The sequence below is a fragment of the Nocardioides iriomotensis genome (genome assembly GCF_004168035.1).
GTDB classification, from domain to species: Bacteria; Actinomycetota; Actinomycetes; order Propionibacteriales; family Nocardioidaceae; genus Nocardioides_B; species Nocardioides_B iriomotensis.
The window spans coordinates 1-247 of the sequence record NZ_SDPU01000006.1 but is presented as its reverse complement, the minus strand read 5'-3'; the positions used below and the strand labels follow the sequence as shown (position 1 = coordinate 247).

Genomic DNA, 247 nt, shown 5'->3' with positions numbered 1-247 from the left:
TCGGGCGTCGGCGAGGTCGGGCTCGAACCGGACCAGCGCCTCCTCGACCAGCCGGTCCAGCTGCGCGAGCCCGACCCGGTGGGCGAACGGCGCGACGTGCCGGTCCACGTACCCGGCGCCCTCCCGGGACAGGACGATCGTCGCGCGGGCGACCCGCCGGGCCCGCCACGCGGGCAGATCACCGGCACGGACCCGTGACCACGTCTGCGGTAGCCGGTGGGCCAGCTCGACCGCCTCGGCGAGCAAC

At 76.9% G+C, this 247-nt stretch carries 1 pseudogene; it reads right to left on the bottom strand.

The features are described 5' to 3' along the window. Positions 1–247 (bottom strand): annotated as a pseudogene (locus tag ETU37_RS23000) (HNH endonuclease signature motif containing protein); the annotation flags it as partial.